This is a genomic window from Sulfuricurvum sp. (assembly GCF_019163035.1).
Classification (GTDB): Bacteria; Campylobacterota; Campylobacteria; order Campylobacterales; family Sulfurimonadaceae; genus Sulfuricurvum.
The window spans coordinates 5,753-23,299 of record NZ_JAFLKV010000011.1; the positions used below are offsets into that span (position 1 = coordinate 5,753).

At 46.5% G+C, this 17,547-nt stretch carries 13 protein-coding genes and 5 tRNA genes; 11 read left to right on the top strand and 7 right to left on the bottom strand.

Going from position 1 to position 17,547, the window contains the following annotated elements; translation table 11 throughout:
* Together JZU62_RS01055 and JZU62_RS01060 are read left to right on the top strand one after the other, a co-directional pair.
* The coding region (locus JZU62_RS01055; protein ID WP_295011083.1) for a helix-turn-helix domain-containing protein at nt 1-188 on the top strand (188 nt) is incomplete at its 5' end.
* Between the two features lie 3 nt (nt 189-191).
* Nucleotides 192-1,448, top strand: a complete 1,257-nt coding sequence (locus JZU62_RS01060) for an ArsS family sensor histidine kinase (RefSeq protein ID WP_295011085.1) — start codon at nt 192-194, stop codon at nt 1,446-1,448.
* Here the strand turns inward: JZU62_RS01060 and JZU62_RS01065 are convergent.
* Entirely contained in the window at nt 1,375-3,966 is a 2,592-nt protein-coding gene (locus JZU62_RS01065; protein WP_295011087.1) for an ABC transporter substrate-binding protein, read from the bottom strand. The two genes, JZU62_RS01060 and JZU62_RS01065, sit on opposite strands and share 74 nt — an antisense overlap.
* 98 nt (nt 3,967-4,064) lie before the next feature.
* On the opposite strand from JZU62_RS01065, the gene metH reads away from it, so the two are divergent.
* On the top strand, nt 4,065-7,562 hold the full coding sequence (gene metH / locus JZU62_RS01070) for a methionine synthase (protein WP_295011089.1): 3,498 nt from the start codon (nt 4,065-4,067) through the stop codon (nt 7,560-7,562).
* Here metH and JZU62_RS01075 read toward each other — a convergent pair.
* Genes JZU62_RS01075 through JZU62_RS01090 form a run of 4 tightly spaced genes read right to left on the bottom strand, consistent with a single transcriptional unit; the run spans nt 7,550 to nt 11,049 of the window.
* Nucleotides 7,550-8,728, bottom strand: coding sequence for a replication-associated recombination protein A (locus JZU62_RS01075; RefSeq protein ID WP_295011091.1), 1,179 nt, complete (start codon nt 8,726-8,728; stop codon nt 7,550-7,552). The two genes, metH and JZU62_RS01075, sit on opposite strands and share 13 nt — an antisense overlap.
* Nucleotides 8,729-8,738: 10 nt before the next feature.
* Nucleotides 8,739-9,137 (bottom strand): secondary thiamine-phosphate synthase enzyme YjbQ, encoded by a 399-nt coding sequence (locus tag JZU62_RS01080; RefSeq protein WP_295011094.1) that lies wholly within the window; start codon nt 9,135-9,137, stop codon nt 8,739-8,741.
* Entirely contained in the window at nt 9,134-10,084 is a 951-nt protein-coding gene (locus JZU62_RS01085) for a pseudouridine synthase (RefSeq protein WP_365956175.1), read from the bottom strand. The genes JZU62_RS01080 and JZU62_RS01085 overlap by 4 nt, the downstream gene beginning before the upstream one ends.
* Nucleotides 10,081-11,049: a KpsF/GutQ family sugar-phosphate isomerase gene (locus JZU62_RS01090; protein ID WP_295011095.1), complete on the bottom strand. Its 969-nt coding sequence runs from the start codon at nt 11,047-11,049 to the stop codon at nt 10,081-10,083. The genes JZU62_RS01085 and JZU62_RS01090 overlap by 4 nt, the downstream gene beginning before the upstream one ends.
* 32 nt (nt 11,050-11,081) lie before the next feature.
* Between JZU62_RS01090 and JZU62_RS01095 the strand changes: the two genes are divergently transcribed.
* From JZU62_RS01095 to JZU62_RS01105, 3 genes are read left to right on the top strand one after another with little or no spacing between them, the layout of a single operon-like run.
* Entirely contained in the window at nt 11,082-12,401 is a 1,320-nt protein-coding gene (locus JZU62_RS01095) for an NAD(P)H-hydrate dehydratase (RefSeq protein ID WP_295011097.1), read from the top strand.
* On the top strand, nt 12,398-12,952 hold the full coding sequence (purN, locus tag JZU62_RS01100; protein WP_295011098.1) for a phosphoribosylglycinamide formyltransferase: 555 nt from the start codon (nt 12,398-12,400) through the stop codon (nt 12,950-12,952). Before JZU62_RS01095 ends, purN begins: the two co-directional genes overlap by 4 nt.
* A gap of 3 nt (nt 12,953-12,955) precedes the next feature.
* A complete protein-coding gene (locus tag JZU62_RS01105) occupies nt 12,956-13,732 on the top strand; it encodes a thiazole synthase (RefSeq protein WP_295011099.1) in 777 nt (258 codons plus the stop codon).
* 292 nt (nt 13,733-14,024) lie between these two features.
* Here JZU62_RS01105 and JZU62_RS01110 read toward each other — a convergent pair whose 3' ends face one another.
* Both JZU62_RS01110 and JZU62_RS01115 read right to left on the bottom strand, forming a co-directional pair.
* Nucleotides 14,025-15,245, bottom strand: a complete 1,221-nt coding sequence (locus tag JZU62_RS01110; RefSeq protein ID WP_295011100.1) for an MFS transporter — start codon at nt 15,243-15,245, stop codon at nt 14,025-14,027.
* Entirely contained in the window at nt 15,242-16,585 is a 1,344-nt protein-coding gene (locus JZU62_RS01115; RefSeq protein WP_295011102.1) for an amino acid permease, read from the bottom strand. Before JZU62_RS01115 ends, JZU62_RS01110 begins: the two co-directional genes overlap by 4 nt.
* Before the next feature lie 231 nt (nt 16,586-16,816).
* Here JZU62_RS01115 and JZU62_RS01120 point away from each other — a divergent pair.
* The 5 genes from JZU62_RS01120 (at nt 16,817) to JZU62_RS01140 (ending at nt 17,349) form a co-directional block, all read left to right on the top strand.
* Nucleotides 16,817-16,894, top strand: a tRNA-Pro gene (locus JZU62_RS01120).
* 53 nt (nt 16,895-16,947) lie between these two features.
* Nucleotides 16,948-17,024, top strand: a tRNA-His gene (locus JZU62_RS01125).
* A gap of 53 nt (nt 17,025-17,077) precedes the next feature.
* Nucleotides 17,078-17,154 (top strand) — tRNA-Arg (locus JZU62_RS01130).
* Between the two features lie 11 nt (nt 17,155-17,165).
* A tRNA-Arg gene (locus JZU62_RS01135) sits at nt 17,166-17,242 on the top strand.
* 22 nt (nt 17,243-17,264) lie between these two features.
* Nucleotides 17,265-17,349, top strand: a tRNA-Leu gene (locus tag JZU62_RS01140).
* Nucleotides 17,350-17,547 lie beyond the last annotated feature (198 nt).

Below are 17,547 nucleotides of genomic sequence, written 5' to 3' on the forward strand. Positions count from 1 at the left end.
TTCTCCATCCGAACCAAACCCTTAGTCGCGACTTTCTCTCCAATAATTCAGAGGCGATCTCATGGGAAAGTTCAGCACGAACCATCGATGTCATCATCAGCCGCCTCCGTCAAAAAATCGAAAAAGACCCTAAAAATCCCCGTTTTATCCACTCCATACGGGGAAGCGGTTACCGCTTTTCAGGCTAATCGATGTTCCAGAGTATATTTCTCCGCATCACCCTCTTTTTTCTGGTCACATTTGTCGCCATGGGGATCGGTTTTTTCGCGATCCATCAAAAACTCGCTCAAGAGCAGACCAGTCGCCTCGAAAAGGAGGGGGGATATCTCCTCTTGGTTCTACGCCAGAGTGTTCCGCTGGAATTGCCGTTACGACGCACTTTTTTGCAAGAGCACGGATACAGTGTTACCGAACCGCATAATGATTTGATACAAACTCTCCGCCCCGCATTTGAGGTGATCCCGACGCAGTATCCCGAAGAGATCAAAGATTCGATACGCGAGGGGCGTATTCAGATTTTAAAAGATACTAACCATCTCTACATCTACCTCACCAAAGCGACTCCGCCACTATTGGTGATCAAAGCCGACGTCGCTAAAGCACCCCTTTGGCCGGATATCCTTTTTATCTCCCTCTCTGTGGCTCTATTGTTACTCTATTGGCTAATCATCAAAACCCTTTTTCCCCTCAAAACCATCACACAGGTGATAACACAGTATGGAGTTGAGGGAATATACACCCCCATCGATAGTCGAAAAAAGGATGAAATTGCTCTCGTTTCCCGCGCACTGGATAGTGCAATGGAGAAAAATCAAGCCCTCCTTGAAGCACGCAAACTCTTTTTACGCAACATCATGCACGAGCTAAAAACTCCGATCACGGTGGGTAAACTCTCCCTTCCATTTCTCAAAAAGTGTGAAGAGAAATCGATTTTGGAGAGGGCATTTTTTCGAATGGAGCACTTAATAGCGGAGCTGGTTCGATTGGAGCAGATCACCTCTGGATCACTTGCTCCCCATTTGCAATCGTGCGATCCGAAGAGCCTTCTTGAGCGGGCAAAAGCGTTGCTTTTTCTACACGATAACGCCATCGATCTCTCATTAGACGGAACACCCATCGTCGCCGATTGCGAGGTAATGTCCACCGTCTTTAAAAACCTCATTGACAATGCCATCAAATACAGTTCGGAAGGAAAAGTGTATGTGTCCCAAGCCAAAGAACGTATTCTCTTTTCCAATCGAGGAGAGGCATGGCCAAGCAGATGTACCTTACAAAGTCTAAGTGAGCCATTTTTGCATCAACATGAAAATCAAAACAGTTTCGGGTTAGGGCTTTATATCATCAAATCCATTTTAGATGCCCATAATTTCACCCTTACCTATCGATACGAGGAGGGATTTCACTGTTTTGAGGTGGTGTGCTTGAATCCTCATTTTGTTCTCGATTGAGACGGATTTCAAAACAAGCACCCTTAGAGGTATTGTAAACACTCAGCTTTCCTAAAAAATGTTTTTCGATAATTGTTTTAGCCATATACAACCCGATCCCTGTCCCTTGTGATTCAAATTTGGTTGTAAAATAGGGGTCAAAAATTTTATCAATAATGGATGCACCTATTCCTCCTCCAGTATCTTCGATCGCGAGGGTACAGTAACGATCATCTGCAACGCAACGGATACAGATAGACCGTTCATCTCCTCGATTCTGTTCTATCGCTTCACGGGCATTATTGACCAGATTAAGAAGCACTTGTTTGAGCTCATTTGGATAGACAAGAACCTCGATAGTTGGGTCAATTTCTCGCTCAATAGTGATTTTTTTACGCATCAACAAAGGTCCCAATAAAGTTTCAACATCATTAATCAACACATTGATATTCACCATAACTTGGGTACGGTCTTGTTTAAAAAAATTACGAAAATCGTCGATCGTTTGCGACATATACTCGATTTGCCCCTCAGCGATCTCGATTACTTTAGCCGATTCGCTTTTCCCATCAATCGCGCAACTAAGATTCAACCGTGTCATCGAAAGCCCCAAAATATTAAGCGGTTGGCGCCATTGATGAGCAATCGATTCAAGCATCGACCCAATCTCTGCCATTTTGGCTTGTTGCATCAATAGCTTTTCTTGTTTACGGTTTTTCTCAACTGCCTTTTCAATCTCATCTTGGAGTCGTTGATTAAAGTTTTGAAGCTCGGTTGTGCGTTGTCGCACTAATACATCAAGTCGACGATTTTTATAGGTGACTAACAGAAATAAAATCGCTAAGAATCCAACGATTCCCCATATCAGTCGATAGTCAACCGGTTTATCATTTTGATTCACAAGTGCTCTTCCGTGAATCTCTTCGTATTCGGCAGGTGTAATAGAAGCAAACACTTTATCGGTAATGCCAGCCATTATCCCCCAGTCATTCCGAAAAGCAAACGCGATGTTATACCGAAGCGGAGTTTCACCTACTACTTTAATATTTTTTAGATTGTATCTCTCAATCAAATAACTCACAACACTTAGTCCCTCAACACACCCGTATGCTTCACCCGAAGAGACTTTTTGCAGTGCTTCAAGCGATGTATCTGTTAGTACGGGGATAATATTCGGATAGTTTGCGCGTAAAAATTCCTCACTTGCATACGAGCGGACAATCGCCACTTTTTTCCCGCGAAGATCGTTCAGATCATTCACATATCCAACTCTAGAGTTGGTAACGATAACCATTGTTTGTTTTAAATAAGGGCGACTGAATACCAAACTATCCCGCCGAGCATCGGTAATCGCAGCAGCAGAGAGCATATCGAGTGCTTTGTTCTTAACCGCATAGATCGAGTCACTCCAATGTTCGCGAGAGTAATCGATCTCAAAACGGATGCCGAGCCGCTTTTCAAGAAGATGTAAATATAAAGCACTAATCCCTGAATGTCTCCCTTTTTCATCGACCGATTCGATTGGCGCCCAATTATGATCGATACCAACACGAATCACGGGGTGGGCTTTTAACCACTCTTTTTCCTGATCACTCAACTGCAATCCGTCATGCTTATAAAGTAACGATTCAAATGAAGGAATCGATTTAACAACCCCCATCAGCCTATACCCTTGTGCGATCATTTCAAGCCGTACTGGATCAATTTCTCCAAATGCCGTATGCGGTCGAAATGCACGTTCTTTTAAGACTTTTCCCTCATAAATAAGGGCTTCGAGGGATTTGTGCTGAGGATTATAATCACGATAAATCAGTGCGGCTGTCTCTTCGATATGATCAAACGCCCAAAGCCATCCCCTCATCGATGCATCATGAATAGCATTTACCCGTTCAGGGTGGTGAGAGGCTTCCTCTTTGCTTGTAAATAAAAAATCACTGTAATAATCAAATCCATAATCTTTTGGATCAATTAAAGAAGTTTCTATCCCTGTTTGTTTCAAAGTAAACGGCTCATTAGAAGCATATGCAACCATTGCATCAGTTTCACCACGAGCCAATGACATCGGGTCATATGAATGAGGTTGTACTTTTAGATTCGCAGTACTCAGCCCAACACTCCCAAGCATTGCTTGAATCTCTGCCCATTGAATCATATCATTCGTTAACATTACTCGTTTATTTTTTAAATCTTTCGCACTGTTAATATGAGCATCTTTTCGGGTCAATAAAACCATCGGAGAAGATTGATATACTGCGGCTATTAAGACTATAGGGGAGCCGTTGATATAATTAACAATCAACGAAGAGTGCCCAACACCGTATTGAGCTTTCCCACTCAAAACACTTTTTAGTGATGTATCTTTTTTATCCACTTCTAAGAGAGTGACATCCAACCCATTGTCAGCGTAATACCCTTTTTCTTTGGCAATATAATATCCCGCAAACTGGAACTGATGCAACCACGGAAGCTGCAATGTAACCTGCTCTTTCGCCCACACCGAAACACTAAAAATGAGAAAATATAAAAAAAGTTTTTTCATGTGCTCAAGTGTATCCAAAGAATTATATTTTCATACTTATAACCGCTTATGCTCATTTGAGGTAAAATAAAGAACTAATTTTTACACAAAGAGCATTTATGTCCCTCAAGCACTCACTTCTTGAAACCATCTCAGACCGCCCACTTATCATCGACGGTGCCATGGGAACCCAGCTTCAAGAGCGTGCCGATAAAATCCCCGATAGCGCGTGGGAAGGGTTAGAGGGGTGTAATGAACTCCTTAACGTTACCTGCCCTGAGGTTATGAGCGATATTTTTCATGCCTATCTCACCGCAGGGGCTGATCTCATCACTACCAACACCTTCGGCTCGTTTAGCTGGGTACTCGATGAATACGGGATCGGTCATCGCGCTTATGAGCTCTCCCGTGCCGGAGCCGCCGTCTGTAAAGCCGAATGTGACAAATTTTCAACCCCTGAACACCCTCGATTTGTTCTCGGTTCTATCGGACCGGGAACCAAACTCCCCTCTCTGGGGCACATCCACTATGATGAAATGTTCACAGGATATTTAGAGTGTTGTTTGGGACTCATCGACGGCGGATGTGATATTTTCCTCTTAGAGACCTGCCAAGACCCGCTCCAGATCAAAGCGGCACTCCACGCCTGCGAAGCGGCAAACAAAGAACGAGGAACGACTCTCCCGATTATGGTCTCCGTTACCATCGAGCTGGCAGGCTCTATGCTCATCGGAACCGATGCGGCAACCATCGCAACCATTTTAGAGCCGTTCGATATTCTCAGCCTCGGTTTTAACTGCGGTACGGGTCCCGAGCAATACGGCAAACATGTTCGCACCCTCTCCGAAGTGTGGAGTAAACCGATCTCCGTCCACGCCAATGCGGGGCTCCCTCAAAATCGCGGCGGTTTTTCATACTACCCGATGGGACCCGATGAGTTCGCCCAACTGCAATGCGATTTTTTAAACTATGACGGAGTGAGCTTCCTCGGCGGATGTTGCGGCACGACCCCTCAGCATATCCGTGCCCTTGTAAACAAAGTCTCTGCTATCGCCCCGAAAAAGCCAAGCGGAGCAATGAAACCCTCTATCGCTTCGCTCTTCAACACGGTCGAGCTGATCCAACAACCCTCACCTCTCCTCATCGGAGAACGCTCCAACTCGACGGGATCGAAAGCATTTCGTGAGCTCATCATCGCCAGTGATTACGAGGGGACTTTGAGCGTCGGACAAGCCCAAGTGCGCGACGGTGCTCACTGTCTCGATGTCAACGTCGAGTTTGCGGGGCGTGATGGTGCCATCGATATGGCGCACGTTATGAGACTCTACAACCAAAAAATCCCCCTTCCCCTCATGCCTGACGCGACGCGGGTCAACACGATGGAAGAGGCGCTCAAATGTATCGGCGGAAAACCGATCATCAACTCGGTCAACCTCGAAGACGGGGAAGAGCGGCTCGATGCGATCTGCTCTCTCGCCAAAAAATTCGGAACCGCCCTCGTGTGTCTCGTGATCGATGAAAAAGGGATGGCAAAAACAACGGAAGATAAAATGCGAATTGCGGATCGTATCTATGATCTGTGTGTCAATCGTCACGGAATTGATCCTAGAAACTTGATGTTCGATATGCTCACCTTTACGGTCGGAAGCGGCGATGTAGAGTACCGTGATGCCGCCATCCAAACGCTCGAAGCGATCCGTCAACTTCATGCCAAGTATCCGAACGTCGGCTCGACACTGGGGCTTTCTAATATCTCGTTCGGTCTGAGCATGAATGCCCGTGTCTTTTTAAACAGCGTATTTTTACACCACTGCATCGAAGCGGGAATGACCTCGGTTATCATCAATGTCAAACACATCGTACCCCTTGCTAAAATGTCCGAAGAAGATCGCTCTATCTGTGAAGAGCTACTCTTCCATCCTGATGATCAATCCCTCTTTAAATTTATCGGTCACTTTAGTGATAAAACCATTGATAACGGCAAAAACGATGAAGCCTATGAGGCAATGAGTAATGAAGAAAAAATTGCCCAACTCCTCCTCGATGGGGACAAAGAGCGGATGATCCCATTGGTAGAAAAAGCGCGTCACAGCATTAATCCCGACCGCATTGTCAATGAGATACTCATTGATGCGATGAAAGTTGTCGGTGAGCTTTTCGGATCGGGGAAAATGCAGTTGCCATTTGTATTGCAAAGTGCCGAGACGATGAAAACGACCGTCGATTATCTCAATCCCTACCTCTCCAAACAGGAAAAAGATACCGATACCACCCTCGTGATCGGAACCGTCAAAGGGGATGTCCACGACGTAGGGAAAAACCTCGTCGATATTATCCTCTCCAACAACGGGTTCAAGGTGATCAATATCGGGATCAAAACGGAACTCGAAGAGTATCTTGAAGTGATGAAAATGCAGGATATTCACGCTATCGGGATGTCGGGATTACTTGTGAAATCAACCCAAGTGATGAAAGACAATCTCGAAATTATGGCAGCCAAGGGGATTACAACACCTGTTCTACTTGGTGGTGCGGCGCTCACCCGAAGTTTCGTCGATGATTTCTGCCGACCGATCTACGGTGGAGCGATCTTTTACTGCCGCGACGCGTTTGACGGTGTCATCGCGATGAGCCGAATCGAGAAATACAATGCCGATCCGAGTGTGGGACTCGATACCCGTCTCGGCGGTGATATGATAGATAAGCCTGCCAAAGAGGTGATCGACGTTGTGATCCCTCCGTTTGGTGAACTTAAAATGCCGAGTGAAGTGAAAATTCCAACTCCGCCGTTTTGGGGACGACGAGTATTGCGTAAAGAGCAGCTCGATTTTGATATGGTGTGCGGCTGGATCAATAAACGGAGCCTCTTTAAAATGCACTGGGGGTACAAACGCGCAGGAATGCCGGTAGATGAGTATAAAAAACTCTTAGAGACCAAAGTGTATCCCGCGTATGAACGTATTAAATCTGAGATTATAAAGCGGGGATTGTTTGATCCGACCGTGATTTACGGCTATTATCCCGTCCGAAGCAGCGACCAAGAACTATTGATTTTCGATGAGAGTTGCGGATGGAATATCGATGCAAACGCTAACCGCCAAAATCTCGAAGAGGTGATCGGGAATGCCAAGTATGTGTTTGAATTTCCGCGCCAGCGAAAATCACCCCACCGCGCTTTGAGCGACTTCTTCACCCACACCCGCGATGACGTATTGCCGCTAACATGTGTGAGTGTCGGGGACAAATTCAGCGAGTACGAAAAAGAGCTTTACGCCAAAAATGAGTATTTAGAATACAACCTCGTTCACGGCTTCGGGGTGGAACTTGCCGAAGCGTTAGCCGAAGTGGCACACAAGCAGATTCGCCTTGATCTTAATATCGCGAGTGACGACGAGGGATTTAGTTTGCGCGATGTCCGCATGAATCGCTACGCGGGAGCACGCTACAGTTTCGGCTACCCTGCGTGTCCTGATTTGGAACCGAGTCGGATTATTTTTGATTTGCTCAAACCCGAAGAGTTCGGTATTACCCTCTCTGAGACATTCCAAATCCATCCCGAGCAGAGTACGACGGCACTGGTCGTCCATCATAAAGAGGCGAGTTATTACTCAGTGTGATTCCCCCACACCTTCTCTATCCACTCCCCCATCTTCGCTTCATAGCCACTGTTTTTAAATTCGACGAATTTGAGGGGTTTTGAGAGGTACTTTTGCTCTACCCAGCCTCCAAAATCATGCGGATACAAATACCCCTTGTGCTGTTGGCGCAAATGCTCGGGAATATCGAGGATCACTCCGTTTTTCACTGCACTTTGCGCGGCATTGATCGCGTTATACGCCGTGTTCGATTTCGGGGATGCGCACAAATAGATCACCGCTTGGGCGAGAATTATACGCGCTTCGGGATAGCCGATTTGTTTGACGCTCATCATCGCCGAGGTGGTCAATGTCAATGCCTGAGGATTCGCATTCCCGATATCTTCACTGGAGAGGATCACGAGACGCCGTGCGATAAATTCGGGCGGTTCTCCCCCCTCGATCAAACGGGCGAGATAATAGATAGCCGCGTCGGGATCGGAGCCACGGATACTTTTGATAAGGGCGGAAGCGAGATCATAATGCACCCCCGCTTCGGAACTTCCCAAGCTTTGCGCCGCAGGGCGAAGTGACTTTAGGAGCGCTAGGGTGATCGGTTTATTCAACGCAGAGACAACTTCGAGGAGTTTGAGCATCGCCCTAGCATCACCGCCTGAGCTGGCAATCAGATATTCTCGCGCTTCCGCATCCATTTCAATGGAAGTACGAACTAACAAATCTTCTAACGCTTCATGTGTGATCGAGTGCAGTTCAAATAACAGTGAACGTGATCGCATCGCCGCAGTGAGGCTAAAATAGGGATTCTCCGTCGATGCACCGATCACTAACACACTGTTTTTTTCCATAACGGGGAGTAACACCTCTTGCTGATTCTTCGCGAGACGATGCACCTCATCGATAAAGATCAAAGGTTTAGTGAGTGAACCTTCGTATTGGTCAAAAATCTTTCGCAAATTTTCGATTTTGAGGGAAGTGGCATTAAACTCATAAAAGGGGAGATCCATAACCTCGGCGATGATCCGCGCTAACGTCGTTTTACCGCAACCGGGAGGACCGTAAAAAAAAGAGTGGGTGAGAGCACCGTTTTCACATAAAGATCGAAGCGGTGAATCGGGTGAGCAGAGATGAGATTGCCCTACCACATCGTCAAATTTTTTGGGACGAAGCAGATAGGTAAAATCAGCCATAAAATTTACATTAGCCTGCGATGACTTTGATGATCACTTCGCGCTCTTGACGAGGGCCGTCAAATTCACCGAAGAAAACCCCTTGCCATTTTCCGAACATCGGACGTCCCTCGTGAACGGGGATAGAGACCGATGCGCCCATACGAGACGATTTAAGATGAGCCGCCGCATTGTCTCCGACGTGTGCATATTTTGCATCGCTTGGGATCACAGTTGAGAGTGCCGCCAACAAATCACGGCGAAGATTTTGATCAGCATTTTCAAACAAAAAAACGCTTCCGGTCGTATGGGGAGTAAATACGACACAAACCCCCTCTTTAACCCCTGATGTGATTACTGCCTCTTTGACTTCAGCACTGATGTCCATTAACTGTGTTTTATGACTGGTCGGGAACTTGAGTGTTTTCATTTTTTATAACTGCCTTGTGTAGATTTTTTTTCTGGTTTATATTTATTGGTACCAAAGGGCTCATTGGAGGGTTTCGGTTTAACTTTTGATTTGTCTTTGACAAATGTCTTTTTTACGGGTTTCGATTCTGATTTTTCAAACACTTTCGGAGCTTTTTTCTCACCCTTTTGTTTTTGTTTCTCCGCTTTCTCTACGGCATCCAAAAACTCTCGCAGATTTGAATACTCACTACGCTCCAAAAAGCGTACTTTTCCGGTTGGGAGGTTATTGAGCTCTATCCCTCCAAAACTGAGACGTTTAAGATCGACGATTTCGGCATTAAAATGGGCAAAAAATCGGCGAAGCTCACGATTTTGCCCCTCTCCGATGGCAACTTTTAGGATCGAATAATCCCCTTGGTCTTTTTGCACTTGGTAGGCATAGAAAGGGGCAAAACTCATCGGTCCCTCAGGTGCATATTCATGCGCACCGGCACTCGCATCTTCGAGCTCCAACCCCTCGCCCATAGCAACTTTCATCGCATCGGTAACAGGACCTTTGATCTTGATCTTATAGACCCGTTCCATCTTCGAGGTCATCAATGCCGTTGCGACACGGGAGGCATCGGTGAGAAGCAATAAACCCTCAGAAGCAAAGTCGAGCCGTCCCACAGGGATATAATGGCGATATTGTTTTGCCAAAGAGTCGTAAATCGTTTTACGCCCCTGCGGATCTTTTTTCGTCACCAATTCGCCGCGCGGTTTGTTATAGACGATCACCGTAAACTGATCATTCGGAACAATCTTATTTCCGCTAATCATGACATTGGCATGACGTTCATCGACCTGAATAGCAGGATTGGTTTCAATCTCTCCATCAATTCGTACGTAGCCGTCTAAAATCGCCTGATCGGCTTCACGGCGAGAATAGGTTGAATAGTGGGCAATATATTTATTTAAACGCATCATGAGATACCTGCTTCCACGAGTGTATGAAGATGCAATGCACCTTGGATAAGACGATCTTTATCGGTGACGACTAACAACTGTATTTTTTTCTCTTCGATCAACACCAGCGCATCAGAGGCGAGCATCGTCGCATCATCGAGTACCAGAGGATTTTTGGTCGCGTACTCTTTTGCCGAGGAATCGAGTGAAAAGGATTCACTCATCAATGCACGACGGATGTCACCGTCACTCAGCAACCCTGAGAGTTTCCCCTGCGCATCGGTGAGCATCACCGTCCCCAAACGCCCTTCACTGAGTTTTAAAATTGCCTCTTTGAGCGGGGTATTTTCATCTACGATCGGAAGATCGGTTGTTCGCATCAAATCGGAGACTTTCACAAAAAGCCGTTTCCCCAAAGCACCACCGGGATGGAATGAGGCGAAATCCTCTTTTTGAAAATTTCGCGCCTTCATCAGACACACCGCGAGAGCATCCCCCATCGCCAACGTAAGGGTCGTTGAAGAGGTCGGAGCAATATCGAGCGGACACGCTTCGTGAGTGACGTTGATGTTGATCACCTCATCGCTAAATCGTCCGAGTGTTGAATCTGCATTTCGGGTCATCCCGATGAGGGGAATATCGAATCGTTTGATGTGAGGGAGGATGGAGCTGAGTTCCGGGCTCTCACCGCTGTAGCTGATCGCTAATACCGCATCATCACGACCGATCATCCCCAAATCGCCGTGCAGCGCTTCGGTAGGGTGAAGGAAAAAACTCGGCGTCCCCGTCGACGCAAACGTCGCGGCGATTTTTGCCCCGATCAGCCCCGATTTGCCCACGCCTGTAATAACTAGCTTACCTTTACACGCCAAGATCATCTCCACAGCACGAACCATCTCTTCTCCGAGACGTTCTGACCCTTCTATGAGAGCCTGCGCTTCAATTTCAAGTGTGTTTTTGGCTATTGCGATATAATCGTTGTTCATAAATATAATTATAGCTGAAATGGACTTTATCCATGCAAAACCTTTATCAAGAAGTAAACACACTGGATCATCGAGCGGTAGAGAAGTTTGGTCTTAGTGAACCTATCATGATGGAACATGCCGCCTCCGCGATAGCTGATTATATCACTCAACATTTCCCCCTCTCCTCTTCGGTTTTGATTGTTTGCGGTACGGGGAACAACGGCTCTGACGGGCGTATCCTCGCAAGGCAGCTCGAAGGGAATTATCGCATTTCACTCTCTTACTATAGCGATACCCATTACGATATCATCGTCGATGCCCTCTTCGGCAGCGGTCTGAGTAGAGCGATCAATCCCGAAACCGCTGAACTCATAGAGACGCTCAATCGCTCCAAAGCCTTTAAAATAGCCTGCGATGTCCCAAGCGGTCTCTATACTGAGGGCACCCTTGATCCTCACACTTTTAGAGCCGATATTACCATCACGATGGGAGCCCTCAAACGAAGCCTCTTTAGTGACGGAGCCAAAGAATTTGTGGGTGAAATCCGTGTTGCCGATCTGGGAGTTTCACGTTCTCGCTACGAGATACCCTCCCCGTGGAAATTACTCGACACCTCCGACCTTTCCCTACCACTGCGAACAGAGGTATCAGCCCACAAAGGAAGTTTCGGTCATCTGGGTATCATCTGCGGAGAAAAAATCGGGGCTTCCGTCATCGCGGGTTCCGCGGCACTTCGTTTCGGGAGCGGCTTGGTGAGCCTTATCAGCAATGAAAACGTCACCATTCCCTATGAGCTGATGCAAAGCCATTCACTCCCTTCTAGCGTCACCGCTATCGCATTGGGGATGGGGCTTGGAATCGAGTTTTGCGATGATGAGTTGAACACTCTACTGGGTAACACTCTGCCTCTGGTTTTAGATGCCGATATTTTTTACCATTCGATGTTTCTAACCCTCTTAAACCGTGAGCGTATTGTCCTCACCCCCCATCCCAAAGAGTTCACCCAGATTTTACGAATCACGGGGATAGCCGATGTCGATGTGAACGAATTGCAAAACAACCGTTTTAGCTATGCCGAGCAATTTTGTGCCGCATATCCTAACGTCGTGTTAGTTCTTAAAGGCTCCAATGTCATTATCGGTTCAGGCGAGGAGTTTTATATCAACCCCCATGGAACCGTCGCGTTAGCCAAGGGGGGAAGCGGTGATGTACTGGGCGGTTTGATCGGTTCACTCCTCGCACAAGGCTATTCACCTCTTGAATCAGCTATCCAAGGCTCACTCGCCCACACCCTTGCCTCACGTGGCTTTGATAAAAACAACTATGCCCTCACCCCTTTTGATCTTATAGAAAGAATTACCACTTTATGAAAAAAATCGTAACCCTCTTCAGCGGCGAGGGGACAAACCTCGCCAACCTCATCGAAAAAGTCCATCTCAAACACGGTGCGATTGTCTGCGCCATTACCAACAACCCCGAAGCCGGCGGAATCGCAAAAGCCCGCGCGGCGCATATCCCCGTAGAGATTTTGGATCATCGTGACTATGAAAGTCGTGAAGCCTACGATGCCGCACTGGTCGAACTGATCGGCGAGTACAACCCCGATCTCGTCGTTCTGTGCGGATTTATGCGGATTCTAACACCCGTATTTACCTTCAATGTCCGATCCATAAACCTCCACCCTTCTTTATTACCTGCATTTAAAGGTGCACGTGCCATTGAACGCAGTTTTGAGAGTCAAGAGAGCATATGCGGCGTGAGTGTCCATTGGGTCAGCGATGAGCTGGATGGCGGTGAGATAATCTTGCAAAAAAGTTTTACCAAAAATTCTTCGGATACTTTAGAAGAATTTTCGGCTAAAATTCGCGAAATCGAGCATGACATTTTGCCGCTCAGTGTAATAAAGATTTTAAAGGATTAACCCATGCATACATTACAAATCGGAAAATATACCCTCGGAAGCCGTCTCATCGTCGGAAGCGGAAAATACGATTCGTTCGAAACGACCAAAGCGGCAACCCTTGCGTCAGGCTCAGAACTTATCACAGTCGCCGTGCGCCGTCTCAATATCACCAACCCGAACGAACCGAATCTTCGTGATACCTTTGCGGGAACCAATGTCAAATTCTTGCCAAACTCCGCAGGGTGCACCACCGCAGAAGAGGCGATTACCCTATTTCGCCTCACCCGCGAAGCAACAGGGATCGATCTCATCAAACTCGAAGTGATCGGCGACACCCAAAAAACCCTCTATCCCGATGTATTGGAGACGATCAAAGCGTGTGAAGTGTTAGCAAAAGACGGTTTTACGATTATGGCATACACCTCGGATGATCCGATCATGGCTCGCCGTCTCGAAGATGCGGGTGCTCATGCGATCATGCCTCTCGCTGCCCCTATCGGCTCAGGTCTCGGAGTCCAAAACAAATATAACATCGTGTTTGTACGTGAAGCGGTCAAAGTCCCTATTATCGTCGATGCGGGGATCGGATGTGCATCTGATGCGGCGTTAGCGATGGAGTTGGGAGCGGATGGTGTTTTAACGAACACGGCGATTGCTCAGGCGCAAAATCCGATGATGATGGCAGAAGCGATGAAGAATGCGGTGATTGCAGGAAGACTCAGTTATTTAGCAGGACGGATTCCGAAACGTCCATATGCAACGGCAAGTTCACCGGTTGATGGGATGATCCAGTTTTAATGACCTCTCTCTACTTTTCTCTTTAGCGAGAAAAGTAACAAAAGAGCATACCGCGATCCAAGAACGCTCATTCCTCTCGGCACTACTGCCTTCGGAACGGCTCTAGGTATTGGATCACGGAGATTTGTTTATTTATTTTCACTTTGCGAAAATTATGCAAATAAAATATTTTGCCCTCACACCACACCAAGAGCAAGGTCGCTTGCCGAAGGGCAAAAGCGTACCGCCAGCGTTCTGGTGTGAGGGCGCTTTTCTTTTGCGTACTTTTCTTTTCTAAAAAGAAAAGTACATATCAAGCTTCGATATAGTCCAAATCCTCATGAAACGTCTCACGCGTAAAATAAAGCGCCACCAAAGCAATCGTAAACACAACCGAACCCACCACTGTGGCAGAACCCAAAACCCCCATACTCTCTTTTAAAAGCATAAAACTCGACGTAATCGGCACCACCGAACCGCGAACGAAATTGGGAACCGTCGTTGCGACGGTAGCACGGATATTGGTTCCAAACTGCTCCGCCGCCATTGTGATAAAGAGCGCCCAGTAACCGCAAAACACACCCAATAAAAATACAGCAATATAAAACGATTGTGCACTAGCACCTGAGAGGGTAAAATAGTATAGGACACTCACTAACGAAAGCCCCATGAAAATGGTATAAGCACTTTTACGGCTTTTAAGTCGTTGAGAAAGATACCCGCTCGCCAAATCACCGATGGATAATCCGATATAGGTGTACATCAACGCCGTGCCTGCCGTTACTTCTCCATCAATCGCAAGTGCTTTGGCAAACTCAGGAGAGAACATTACCAAAATCCCGACAACGTACCATAACGGCATCCCGATCACAATTGCTTTGATGTATTTATTAAACAGCTTTTTGTGGGTAAAGAGGGCGAAAAACTGTCCCCGCTTTACATCACCCAAAGCGTGGTGTTCAAACATCGCCGACTCGCGTACCCGAAAACGGAGAACCAAGAGTAAAAATCCGAGCACTCCGCCAAAGATGTAGGCATTTCGCCACGCGAAGTGCTCCGCAACGATATTCGCCGCAACGACCCCCAAAACACCGAATGCCGCGATACTCATGACACCATACCCGCGCAGCTCTTTGGGGAGGATTTCAGCGACAAGCGTCACCCCAGCCCCCAACTCTCCCGCCAAACCGATACCAGCGATAAAACGGAGCAACGCATACTGCTCGACATTGGTCACAAACGCATTGAGCAAATTAGCCACCGAATAGAGGATAATCGAAGCGAAAAGAACCGACAAACGCCCTTTTTTATCCCCCAAAATTCCCCACAATATCCCACCGATGAGCATTCCTGCCATTTGTGCATTCAGAATATACGAGCCCCAGAGGGTAACGCCATCTTTATCCAACCCAAGTTCAGTCAAACTGCTTACCCGCACGACCCCAAAAAGGATCAGATCGTAAATATCGACAAAATACCCCATCGCAATAACGATAACGGGGAGAGTCAAAACCTGACGCCAGAGAGGTGTCATACCTCAGCCTTTGAACGTTTAGAGCTATAATAAACATATATCAGCATCCCAATAATTGACCAGCCGATAAATCGCAACCATGTCTCAAATGGTAGCCCTGCCATCATAAAAAGAATCAATATGAAATTGAGCGGCATAAGAATCTTAAACGCCGGAACTTTAAAGACCGGCTGAATGATATTCTCACGTCTCAATACAATAATCGCAATCGCCACCATCAAATAAGCGAACAGCGTACCGATATTAACCAATTCAGCTAGTGTTTTGAGAGGAATAAGTCCCGCCATAATACTTAGCAATACACCGCCGATCAAAGTCGCTTTATAAGGAGTGTTGAACTTCGGATGGATTTCACTCAAAGTTTTAGGGAGAAGCCCGTCGCGTGCAAGGGCAAAAAGGATACGGGTAAACCCGAGACCCATAACGATCATAACGGTCGTAATCGTAATAACCGCACCCAGTGCAATAACATTCGCCGCGAACGGCTCATTAACTTTATAGAGGGCAAACGCCAATGCATCTGGAACATTCAGTTCTTGATACGGAACAATCGCCGTGAGGGTAAAGCTGACAAGGATAAAAAAGACAACAGAGAGTGCCAGCGAAAGGATAAGTCCCAACGGAATATTACGTTCTGGGTTCTTAGTCTCTTCCGCTACCGTACTGATCGCATCAAAACCGAGATACGCGAAAATAATCAAAGATGCCCCATGCCAAACCCCTTCCCATCCGAATGGAAAAAAGTTAGAAAGATTATTGAAATCAACGTGTGGCAACCCCACCACAACGAATGTTACCAAAACCGCCAATTTAATCATTACAATTGCGGTATTGACTTTGGCACTCTCTTTGATACCAATCGCAAGGAGGACAAAAATCGCCAAGATAATTCCAAACGCACTGATATCGATATAAGTTCCCGCACTCGGATCATACGCTCCGCTGAGGGCTTGCGGAATATGGATATTCATCGAATTTTCCAAAAAACGGCGCAAATATCCCGACCATCCCGTAGCAACAGCCGCAGTAGCAACTCCGTATTCGAGTAACAGATTCCAGCCGACAAACCACGCAAATACTTCACCTAGTGATGCAAACGTAAAACTGTACGCGCTCCCAGCTACAGGATAGGCAGAGCTAAGTTCCGCGTATATAAGAGCCGTTATCCCTATCATCACCGCACCAAGCAAAAATGACAACACAATCGCAGGTCCCGCCATCGTTGCCGCCGCTTGACCAGTAATGACGAAAATACCTGCCCCGATAACTGCGCCAACACCGATAAACGTTACGTCCATCAGCCCAAGACTGCGCTGGAACTCTCCGTTAGCGCCGGACATATCCTTTTTTCTAAAAATACCTTTCATTCCCCATCCTCAACTCAAAATCACACTACCATAAGACTCAATTATACATTATTTTGATACTCTCTTTGTTATTTTTGTACTCAGCAGCAACACATTATCTCCCAATCGTTTAAGATGGTTACGCAAAAGGCTTGACAATACTCGAATTTTCAACTATAATTTCGCCTCACTAATTGGCTCACTTGAGTTTAGTTAGATGAAGGTCGGGGCGTAGCTCAGTCTGGTTAGAGTACTTGGTTTGGGACCAAGGGGCCGGAGGTTCGAGTCCTCTCGCCCCGACCATGTTTTTTTTCTTTTTCGTTTTTTTTCAAACACAGAATTCTTTATAATAGATGGTGGAATTAGCTCAGTCGGTTAGAGCATCAGGTTGTGGTTCTGAGGGTCGTGGGTTCGATTCCCATATTCCACCCCATTTGTTTCTGGTTTGAAGCACCTTTAATACACGATGTTTTAGAAGGCGATTGTGCGTTCGTAGCTCAACTGGATAGAGTAACGGACTTCGGATCCGTAGGTTATAGGTTCGAACCCTATCGGGCGCACCATATACACTCACGCGTCCTTAGCTCAGCTGGATAGAGCAATGCCCTTCTAAGGCATCGGTCAGAGGTTCGAATCCTCTAGGGCGTACCACCTTAGACTTTTTTATACGTGCGCGGATGTGGTGAAATTGGTAGACACGCCAGACTTAGGATCTGGTGCCGCAAGGTGTGAAGGTTCAAGTCCTTTCATCCGCACCATCAATCGAAAAACCCCTATTATTATGGGCTTCGGTAGACTTCTTTAAAAACAAAAATCAAAACAATTTTCTTCTTACCCTTCAACAATCGGCTTAATATTTTTATCTTTTTCCCCTTTAACAATAAAATACAACAGAGTTATTTTAATATATATTATGTTAGGATTTTAGTTGCTAAGATAATATTTACTGTTAATTT

Bases quoted from the DNA above. Each gene is read 5' to 3' on its own strand.
- JZU62_RS01105 (WP_295011099.1), top strand. From the start codon at position 12,956: ATGCATACATTACAAATCGGAAAATATACCCTCGGAAGCCGTCTCATC.
- metH (WP_295011089.1), top strand. From the start codon at position 4,065: ATGTCCCTCAAGCACTCACTTCTTGAAACCATCTCAGACCGCCCACTT.
- JZU62_RS01075 (WP_295011091.1), bottom strand. From the start codon at position 8,728: ATGGCTGATTTTACCTATCTGCTTCGTCCCAAAAAATTTGACGATGTG.
- JZU62_RS01085 (WP_365956175.1), bottom strand. From the start codon at position 10,084: ATGATGCGTTTAAATAAATATATTGCCCACTATTCAACCTATTCTCGC.
- JZU62_RS01080 (WP_295011094.1), bottom strand. From the start codon at position 9,137: ATGAAAACACTCAAGTTCCCGACCAGTCATAAAACACAGTTAATGGAC.
- JZU62_RS01115 (WP_295011102.1), bottom strand. From the start codon at position 16,585: ATGTCCGGCGCTAACGGAGAGTTCCAGCGCAGTCTTGGGCTGATGGAC.
- JZU62_RS01065 (WP_295011087.1), bottom strand. From the start codon at position 3,966: ATGAAAAAACTTTTTTTATATTTTCTCATTTTTAGTGTTTCGGTGTGG.
- JZU62_RS01090 (WP_295011095.1), bottom strand. From the start codon at position 11,049: ATGAACAACGATTATATCGCAATAGCCAAAAACACACTTGAAATTGAA.
- JZU62_RS01060 (WP_295011085.1), top strand. From the start codon at position 192: ATGTTCCAGAGTATATTTCTCCGCATCACCCTCTTTTTTCTGGTCACA.
- purN (WP_295011098.1), top strand. From the start codon at position 12,398: ATGAAAAAAATCGTAACCCTCTTCAGCGGCGAGGGGACAAACCTCGCC.
- JZU62_RS01110 (WP_295011100.1), bottom strand. From the start codon at position 15,245: ATGACACCTCTCTGGCGTCAGGTTTTGACTCTCCCCGTTATCGTTATT.
- JZU62_RS01095 (WP_295011097.1), top strand. From the start codon at position 11,082: ATGCAAAACCTTTATCAAGAAGTAAACACACTGGATCATCGAGCGGTA.